The sequence below is a fragment of the Bradyrhizobium sp. Mp27 genome, from assembly GCF_029953005.1.
In the GTDB taxonomy this organism is placed as follows: domain Bacteria; phylum Pseudomonadota; class Alphaproteobacteria; order Rhizobiales; family Xanthobacteraceae; genus Bradyrhizobium; species Bradyrhizobium barranii.
Map to the genome: position 1 here is coordinate 1 of NZ_JASAUS010000233.1, position 8174 is coordinate 8174.

An 8174-nucleotide genomic window follows, 5' to 3' on the forward strand; every position below is an offset into this window, starting at 1 on the left:
CGTTACGCACCGCGCTCTTCACATCGAGATGCACACCTGTTGAACGCCATCATGCGGCGGCTGTAGAGACGACCGCGGAAAGAACCATGAACCCGGCAGTGGATCACTTTTGTCTATCGGGGTTGACATCGTGCCCGCGATTAAAGAACGGGCGACTATTCCGTTTCCAACGGTGCAAAAATTCCTCGTCTGGCATACCGCTACTTTCTTCAGTTGCAGCGGTTGTCGCCAAGCTCGACCAAGGTTCCGGTGCCGCCTTCCTGCTGATGCCAGCGCCAAGTCTTTGACGCAGGAACGCCGGACGAAGCGTAGGTTACGAGCACCGCCGAGTAGCAGGGCGGCAGGTCTTCCAGCTTGATCTTCCGCAGCGCTTCGCTCGGCGCGAGATTCTTCTGGGCGACGAGCGCCAGGAAACCCGCCTCGTCGATGGTGCGCTGGAACGCCCCGGTGTTGTGAACGGTCACCTCGCTGCCGCTACGCAACTTCAAAGGCCAGCCCTTCTCATAGCCGTGGGTGTGGCCATAGACGAAGATGTTTAGCCGGGCGTCGGTGCGCAGATGGCCCTCGACATGCGTCCCGATGACGTGGGGACGCTCCACCAGCGTGGACTCCAGCAACGCGCCCGCGGTAGCGATGGCGCATTTCCGTGGCGCCTCGCGGCGCGCGAGGTGCTCGCACAGTGCGCGCACCTCGTCGTCGGTGAGCCTTTTGTCGTCGCGCACCAGCGCGGCGAGCTCCGTCCGCAGTGCCTCAGACACCGCATCCCGACCTTCGATCTCCGCACGCAGCGGGTCGTCCTTGGCCAGTGCCTCGAGAAACAACCCGTACCCGATCTCCTCACGCGCAAGCTTGATATCCCAGCGGTCGGCGGCGTTCTCGTCGGGGGTGCCGAGCGACGCATCCTTCTGAGCCAGTGACGTCTCGAACAGGTTGAATGCGATGAAACGCGCAACGTCGGCGACGGTGCGGACATAGCCGCGATCGGCGATACGGTATTTGACGCCGACGGTTTCCGGCGCGACGTTGTCGATGATTTCGTACTCCTCCTCCTGCGAATTGAACACCTGCTGCACGAAGCGCTCGCCCCACGGCCGCTCGAGATAAGTGGTGCCGCGCTGGTCGCGCGTGATGGCTGGCCAGCGGTCGTAGCGGTTGACGTCGTTGCCGACCTGATGGCCGTGCTCGGCGACGATGCGCCCGTCGGACGACATCCAGAGTCCGCGCGTCACCAGCGCGACGCGGCCGGCCGGCTGGTCGAGCGGCGCCGCCAGCAGGCTCCACACCTGCGGCAGCAGAAGCGCGGCGTCGTGATTGCCGGGGATGACGTAGAGGCGGTTGTCGCCGCGCTTGGCAAAGTCGCGCAGCAGTGCGAGGTCGCCCTGATGTGCGTCGATCACCGTGCGGGCGATCGAAACTATCTGCGGCACGGTGCAGCCGAGATCGGCGCCGCCGGAAGCGTCGCAGGCGATCCCAGACGGCGGCTGCCACAGCTCGAGGAAGTCGCCAACGATGACGAGATCGACGCGATCATTGCCGCGCCGCCCCATCTCGTTGAGGAAGCCCTTGAGCGCGTCTGGCCAGCGGAAATCTTCCTTTGGCGACCAGCGCCCATCAGGACGCTTACCCAGGCCGAAATGCAGGTCGCTGATGAAGACGATCATCCGCGGCTCTGCCGACGCCGGCGGCATCACGAACGGCGCGGCCGGCACCTGGGGCATTGCGCCACCCTGCGGCTGGGCGATCGCGTCAGGTGCGGAGAGCGTGACAGCCGCGCCGGCCATCAGCACGAGCAAGAGGGGCGCCACGCGCCGCATCGGCGTGACAAGGGCGGACATGATCATGGTGCACACAGCCTCAAATACGGGTTACCGAGCAGGATGAACTCAAGGGCCATTTCCTCGAGCCGGGCGTTGGGCTTTTTCTTCTTGAAGAATTCTTTGGTCTCACCGGTCGCCTGCGCGAACATCTCCGCCAGCGTCGGCGTCCGCCGGTTCTCCCGATGTTGGCGGACGACTTTGGCAAACTCGAACGCCATCCGCGCACCGTAGTCGATCCGCACGTTGAAGGGTGAGACGATCATCGCGTCGACGCCGCTATCGTTGAGCCCGTTGAGAATATCCATACCGCTGCTCGGATTTGCCGTAACGCAGGCGGCCAGTACGGCAACGCTACCGGGCGGATAGGCGTGGCGAAGACCTTGGTGGAGAACGCGTCCGTTGACGTCGTCAAAGTAGACGCCGAACCCGTCGTGATGGGCGAGCAGCACCAGCCCTTCGGAGGGGATAGGGGTCGCTGGCACTGATGCCGGCAGCGCGGGCGTCATCTTGAAGTAGGTCTTAAGGTCGGCGGCGTTCCGGATCCAGGTCTCGCCGGTTGCTGGCTTTGCCGCAGCCAGCGCGTCGAATTCGCCCATGAGATTGACATCGAGAGCTTTAGTTTCGTTGGACAGGCCGAACGACCAATGTCCGATGCAGCTCGGCGCTTCGTAGCGCTCCGTCTGGAGCGGTTGCACGACGGTGATCGGCTTGGCGAGACCTCCGGTGTTGCCCGCCGCGGCGATCAAATTGAGCGGCACGTAGATCTTGCGGTTGTTCTCGTCGACCGCCCGTACCACTACCACCGGTGTGGTCTGGGCCTCCGCGAGCTTCTTCAGCGCGTCACGTGCGGCTTCCGCCTTGGGCCGGGAAGCCAAGTCCGCGCCGAAGATCCAGTCGGCGAGTTCGTCCGCGGCCCCGGCATAGGGCCCGGGCGAGCCCTTATCCGCGTCCTTCCACGCCGCGGCGATCTTTGCCGGCAGGCCGGTCGGCTTGCTGACATACTCGCTCAACCAGCGCGATGTAGTCTGCCAGCTGAAGACGCCCTGCTCGATCGCCGGCTTGCCCGGCTCCGGCGGCCGGTATTGGCCCTTGTCGATGAAGAACGCGACGGTCTTCTGCTGGCCCTGCGCGATGATCTGGAACAGATGCAGCGCTGCCTGGATCGGCTGCTGCGAATCGGCCGCGCCGATTGAGAAGACCGGGTTCATCAATGTTGCAAAGCCGCCTTTCAGCGCCTCGGGATTGGTACGTGTGCAATCGGGCTGCGTCGTGCCGTCGCCCACGGGGACCGTTTGCAGCAGGTGATCGATCGGGTTGTCGCGGAAGTCCCAGATGGTGAAGGCGATGACCGCACAGCCAGGTGCGACATTTTCGGCAACTTTGACCGTGAAAGTTACCTGCCCCGCCCTCACCTCGGCAGCAAACTCGGGCAAATTAATCGCGCCAACCTTGAAGCGTCCGACGAGTCGGTTCTCCTCGACGACCGCAGTACCCTCCTGAGGGCGCACGAGCTTCTTGCGGTCTACCCGCAGCGCCTTAACCGGGTCATCTTCGAGGGTCAGCAGCGGCGTCACCACAACCGGACGGATCTTTAGCTCGATCGGCTCTTGCGGTGCCTTTTCGAGGGCGTTCTTGACGCGCGGATCGACCGCAGTGCCAGCAGCGTTGGTTTCCCCGATCTGCCGGTAGTTGTAGGCGGAGAGATCGAGCACGAGCGTGTACGAGGCCTGCGACCGAGTGCTGAGCTTCGCATCGGGCTCGCCCTCGCGCGTAAAGTAGGTGTTCCAGAACACACCCTGCAGCGCTTTCGCCACGATTGCCGAGCTGCTGCCTCCATCGTCTATTAGGACCGGCCTAGCTCGTGCACGGCTGGTCGAACCGCTGGCGGTGGCCAGAACCGTCGTCATCGCGTCGCGGGAGACGTCCCAGAACTGACTCGGATCGAATGGCGCTATGCCTCCGTCGCGCCACTGGGAGAATGCGACCTGCGATACGTCCCGATCGCCCGCTTTGTCGAACCTCACGGTTCCGAGGGCGGTCGGAAAGGATTGCTGCCGCAGCACGGGCTCGAACCTGTCGAGCTCGGTCGAGCCGGCCTTGTCGATCGCCTGCGACAGCACCTGCACGGCTGCGTAGGCATAGAGCGTGTAGCCCTCCGTTCCAGAGCCGCGCTGACGCAGCAGAGCGATCGCTTCCGCCGCCGCTGGCAACGATTGCGCATCTGGCAACGTCGTGCTCAAGACGCCTTCGGTGGCGCGCCCGGCGATCTCTAGGAATTCAGGACGTCTGATCGCGTTTCCCGAGACGAACGTCGTATCAAGTCCAATCTCCTTGGCACGCTTGACCAGGCTGGCGGCGTTGGCGGGCGTGGTGGCGAGATAGACTGCTGTCGGCTTGGCGGCGCGCAGTTGGTCAACGGTCGGCCTGACGTCGACGACGTTGCCGGTGAGCGAAGTCTCGAATGTTAGCGAGGCGCTACGGTCCTTAAGTGCTTGCTTAAATCCGCCAGCGAGGTCAGCTCCATAGGAAGACTGATCGTAGACCAAGGCGATGTCGCCCCCCGTGTACCGCCTTGCCAGATAGGTACCCGCGGCGAACCCCTGACTCTGGATGCTCCCAGCCATCATAAAAATGTTGCGCCAACCATTCTTCGTAGCGGCTTCGATCAGGCGTTGGTCCACTGGCGCCGGCGTTACCATGGCCACGCGCGCCGCGGCGTAAACCGGCGCCGCCGCGAAGGACGCTGGCGCACACACATGGCCGATCACCGCGACGACCTTGTCGAGCTGCGTGAGCCGGCGCGCCGCTTCGACGGCCCGCGCCGGCTCGCAACCATCGTCAGCCGTCTTCAGGGCCAGTTTCCGGCCCAGTACGCCGCCCTTTTCGTTGATCTCGTCGATCGCGACCTCGGTCCCCCGGCGCACCTGATCGCCGAGCGACGCGAGCGGTCCGCTCAACGGCGCCGCCAATCCGAGATTAATCGTTTGCGAGAGAACCGGTGTCGCGTGGCACAGAGTCGCAAGCAGCAACCAGCATCGAACCAATTGGCCACGCCACATGGCGTCCTCCATTCGTCCACAACCGATAGTAAATACTATCGAAAATAGCACGCATGCCAAGTCGTTTGTTTCGTTTCGTCGCGAAATCGCAGCGTTGCAGCGCGATTTGGGATTGAACGAAGCCGCTGTCGCGGCATTTGAGGAGAGGTGGTAACGGCCGTCTCCTGTCTGAGAGGATTGAGGGTTTCAGAGCCCAACCCTTCAGACAGGAGGTTTTCCGATGGCCCAGCTGAGCCCTATGCGCCGACGCATGATCGAGGATATGACTGTCCGCAAAGTCCCGTCGATCTCGAACGTGAAGAAGGCCTCCGCGAAGATCAAACGCAATGCTTTCTCCGGATCGCCGTCTACGAGTGCCGGCCGGTTGTGGAAGCTTCGGTACGTCCATTTGCCGGCAATTCCCGATGCATTTGCCGCCGCCGGCGAGGCGGCTTCGGCAAGTGTCGGTGCCCCGATCAGAAGTCCTGCCGCGCTCAGCAACCATCTACGGCGATCCATCGAGCATTCCTCCTGTTGACAGAAGCCGATCCAATCCGGGTGTCAGGGCATCTCCACATTTCCGATACGCAGAGACGCGCCTTCTCCGTTGCCGCGCACGGGAACGAGGCGAACGATGAACGTGATGGGTTTTCCAGCGCGTACATCGGCCGCGAGCTCTTGCGGAATCGCCAGCCGGAATCGCTGAGCGGCAGACTGATCGTCCGCAGCGTATTCGCGGTCCGGAGTGATGCCGAAGCGCCGACCTCGTGGTTCTGGCCGCCTTCAACCCGTCCATCGACGACAATCTCGACTGGCGTCCCGTCGGCAGAAGGATGGTAGCGAGTGACACTGACGATAGTCTGGAGCCGAGTATTCGGGGCCGCCCTCGCGGAGATAGCCCGCCTCGCCGTGATGATTGCCGGTTTGTCGACCGTTGCGAGCAGCGGTGAGTTGTTGGCCGAGAGACTTCAGGTGGCGCACGAGGCCGGCACTTTATGCAGCCAAGGCATCAAGCGGGTCACGGTCGACACACCGTGCAGCCGAAGGTCATCAGCTTCCCAACGAACGCCAAGCTTTTGCATGCTGCGATCCGGGGGCTGAATCGTCCGGTGAGGAAGCACGGGGTCAGGCTGCGGCAATCCTGCCAAAAAAGCCGCGATGAGGGCGCGCCGTTACGCTCCTTCGAAGCCTTTATCCGCGGTAAGCGCCGGGAAAGACCATGTCCTGGTCGACGAGGACGTTGAACACATAGCCGGGGCGAATCTCCAGCGTGGGCTGGACGTTCAGGTTCTTGCTGATCGTCTGTTCAGCGACGCGGCCAAATGTCTCCGCGAAGCTGTTTCGTGCAGCGTCGGACGGTGTCTGCCGATACCCATACGGTAAACTCGCCGGCACCGACATATCGATGCCAGCGCCGATCGCGGCAATCAGGATCGCCGAGCCGAACACCTGGAAATAATGGTTGTCGACTTGATCGTTGAAGCCGCCATAGCCTTCCGCGTCCGTGCCCGCCAGGCCTCCGATCTGCAAGGTCGCGCCGTTCGGGAAGATGATGTCGGTCCAGACCACGAGGACGCGGCTTTGCCCAAATGCAATCTTGGAATCGTACCGTCCCAGGAGCTTGGCGCCCTGCGGGATCAACAGCTGATGGCCGGTCGCGCTGTCGTAGACGTTCTGGCTGACCTGGGCGGTGATGCGACCGGGAAGATCGGAATTGATGCCGGTGATCAGCGTCGCTGGAATGACCGAGCCACGTTTCAATTCGTAGGCGGATGTGGGCGCGACGACCTTGTTCGGGAGGTAGCCGAGTTTCTTGAGGTCCGCGTTGAAGAAATCCTCCTTCGCCGTTTGTCCGTTCGGATCGATGTACTGCGTACTGAGGCCGCCGCGAAGCGCCGCCGCATAAAGGTCGGACGCACCGCGTGCAAGGCCGGCTGTCGTCGTCTTCGCCGCATTGCTCACGGGTGCGCTCGATGTTTGCAGCTTGCTCATATTGATGGCGAGCGGTGAGTCATAGGCGGCATCGTTCGCCTGCACGCGGGCCATGCGCTGGCGTTGCCGCTCGCGCAGATATTGCTCGTGCGCCTCCCGGTCGAGACGCGCTCGCCACAGCTCTTCCGGCTCGAGTTGTGAGCCGGACCGCGATTCGGTCTGTGGGCGGCCAGAAAAGGGATTGTTCGGCGGCTTTGGTACTTCGGGCAGCGGCGGCATCGGTTGGAATGTCTGTGCCTCCTGTTGGTCGCCGATGATGCCGTTGGAGACCCCTTTCTTCAGTTGATCGGCATAGGTCGACGCCGGGTTGGAAGAGGCGGTGTCGACGCCGGTGGCGCGACGGAAGTACAGACCGCGCGAGGTCAGGCCGTAGAAGATGACGGCGAAGAACACTATAATCAGCACGATGGCGAGGATGATTGGCAGCCGGTTCAGGCGACGGATTCCTCCGCCCTCCTCTGCCGCCGGACTGCCGCCGAGCTTCAGGGATTGCACCATGATAGCCCTCCCTACCCGCGCTGCATGACCGAGAGCGGACTGGCCGGCGATGCCCCGGAGGCCGTCGCCGCATAGGCGCGGCCGAGCTCGATGCTGCCGGTCGACAAGCGCGCCAACACCTGACCGTTGTAGGACTCGACCACATAGGCGAGTGGTATGGTCTTTTCGCCGCCGGTCTTTTGATCGGTCGCGACCGCGTATCCCCAATTCTTGAGCGACGTCTCCAGTGCCTGGCCGAAGGGCGTGCCGTCGGGCTTCAGGATGATCGTTCCAGAGCCGGGCCCGACCTGCTCGGCGAGTTTCGTCACCAGGTCGCCGGCGATCGCCGAGGCTGCGGGACCTGACAGATCTGATGGCGCCGAGCTCGCCACCAGGGCGCCGCTGCCGAATGACGCGCAGCCGGCGAGCGGCAGGCCAAGCATGGAGAGGAGGACGAGCCGAGGTATCGACAAGACGCGGCGCATGATCAGCCTCCCCTCCGAATCGTCACCTTGTCCTGGTTCCAAAAGCCGACGCCGGAGACCAGAATGGCGGTGTCGATCTGATAATCGACCACCATCATGTCGCCCTTGAGCCGGTAGTTGACGATGCGGTTCTGGCCGCCCGACACCACGAACAGGACCGGTGCATCCTGGCCAGAGAGCGACGACGGAAACTGGATATAGGTCTTCACGCCATCGCTGTAGACGCGGGTCGGCCGCCAGGAGGCGCTGCCGCTCACGCTGTAGGCGAAGCTCAACTGCTCGGCGGGCACGCCAGCGCCCGGAATCACCTCAGCGCCAAGACGCGTGTTGACGTCCGCGAGCCGGCTGCCGACAGCCTCCGGATA

The 8174-nt window shown here is 63.3% G+C and carries 6 protein-coding genes and 1 pseudogene; 2 read left to right on the plus strand and 5 right to left on the minus strand.

Translation table 11 applies throughout. From position 1 onward, the window contains the following. Window positions 1-209: 209 nt before the first annotated feature. Together QJT78_RS46275 and QJT78_RS46280 are read right to left on the minus strand one after the other, a co-directional pair. On the minus strand, window positions 210-1841 hold the full coding sequence (locus QJT78_RS46275; RefSeq protein WP_281460672.1) for a metallophosphoesterase: 1632 nt from the start codon (window positions 1839-1841) through the stop codon (window positions 210-212). After that, a complete protein-coding gene (locus QJT78_RS46280; protein WP_348652431.1) occupies window positions 1838-4888 on the minus strand; it encodes a branched-chain amino acid ABC transporter substrate-binding protein in 3051 nt (1016 codons plus the stop codon). The genes QJT78_RS46275 and QJT78_RS46280 overlap by 4 nt, the downstream gene beginning before the upstream one ends. A 208-nt stretch (window positions 4889-5096) precedes the next feature. On the opposite strand from QJT78_RS46280, the gene QJT78_RS46285 reads away from it, so the two are divergent. Further along, the gene (locus QJT78_RS46285) at window positions 5097-5393 is read left to right on the plus strand and encodes a hypothetical protein (protein ID WP_281460674.1); all 297 of its coding nucleotides are present in this window, start codon (window positions 5097-5099) and stop codon (window positions 5391-5393) included. 413 nt (window positions 5394-5806) lie between these two features. Continuing rightward, window positions 5807-5997, plus strand: a pseudogene (locus QJT78_RS46290) (IS5/IS1182 family transposase); the annotation flags it as partial. A gap of 49 nt (window positions 5998-6046) precedes the next feature. On the opposite strand, the gene trbI reads toward QJT78_RS46290, so the two are convergent. From trbI to QJT78_RS46305, 3 genes are all read right to left on the minus strand, one after another. Further along, window positions 6047-7345 (minus strand): IncP-type conjugal transfer protein TrbI, encoded by a 1299-nt coding sequence (gene trbI / locus QJT78_RS46295; protein WP_281460675.1) that lies wholly within the window; start codon window positions 7343-7345, stop codon window positions 6047-6049. Between the two features lie 11 nt (window positions 7346-7356). Then, a complete protein-coding gene (gene trbH / locus QJT78_RS46300) occupies window positions 7357-7809 on the minus strand; it encodes a conjugal transfer protein TrbH (protein WP_281460676.1) in 453 nt (150 codons plus the stop codon). Between the two features lie 2 nt (window positions 7810-7811). After that, window positions 7812-8174, minus strand: a 363-nt coding sequence (locus QJT78_RS46305; protein ID WP_281460677.1) for a TrbG/VirB9 family P-type conjugative transfer protein, incomplete at its 5' end; no start/stop codon positions are given.

What these genes read in the sequence shown, in the direction of transcription:
- trbI (WP_281460675.1), bottom strand. Translation starts at nt 7,345, where the DNA reads ATGGTGCAATCCCTGAAGCTCGGCGGCAGTCCGGCGGCAGAGGAGGGC.
- QJT78_RS46275 (WP_281460672.1), bottom strand. Translation starts at nt 1,841, where the DNA reads ATGATCATGTCCGCCCTTGTCACGCCGATGCGGCGCGTGGCGCCCCTC.
- QJT78_RS46280 (WP_348652431.1), bottom strand. Translation starts at nt 4,888, where the DNA reads ATGGAGGACGCCATGTGGCGTGGCCAATTGGTTCGATGCTGGTTGCTG.
- trbH (WP_281460676.1), bottom strand. Translation starts at nt 7,809, where the DNA reads ATGCGCCGCGTCTTGTCGATACCTCGGCTCGTCCTCCTCTCCATGCTT.
- QJT78_RS46285 (WP_281460674.1), top strand. Translation starts at nt 5,097, where the DNA reads ATGGCCCAGCTGAGCCCTATGCGCCGACGCATGATCGAGGATATGACT.